The organism is Streptomyces sp. SID12501 (assembly GCF_010550245.1).
Classification (GTDB): Bacteria; Actinomycetota; Actinomycetes; order Streptomycetales; family Streptomycetaceae; genus Streptomyces.
Genome location: NZ_JAAGLU010000986.1, coordinates 1 through 396 on the forward strand (window position 1 = coordinate 1; position 396 = coordinate 396).

Here is a 396-nt window from a genome sequence, read left to right on the forward strand (position 1 = left end):
GGCTCATCGCGAAGACGGTGGCCATCGCCCCGGCCAGCGGGCCGTGGTGGGTGCGATGGGCGTAGACCGGCACCCGCTGCGCGCCCCGCGATCCGGAGACCAGCCGGTGGCCGGCGTACCGCACGGCGATGGCGAGGGTGACCCGGGCGGAGCCGACCGCGCAGGCGCTCATGGAGAGCTTGCCGGGGGTGACGCGCCCGATGGAGAGGAGGAACCGCCTTCTGCGGTTGGCCAGTTCGCTGGTGAACCGTCCGTCCTCGCCGATCCGTCCCTGCTTCCCGGCGAGCAGGGCGTCGCGCGGGACGAAGTACCGGTCGAAGGAGGTGAGGCAGTGGTCGACCGGGGAGCCCATGCGGCCGGGCAGCCGCCGTACCCGTACGCCGGGCAGAGCGGTGA

The 396-nt window shown here is 73.7% G+C and carries 1 pseudogene; it reads right to left on the bottom strand.

Annotated elements, in window-relative coordinates:
* Window positions 1-396 (bottom strand): annotated as a pseudogene (locus tag G3I71_RS49475) (acyl-CoA oxidase); the annotation flags it as partial.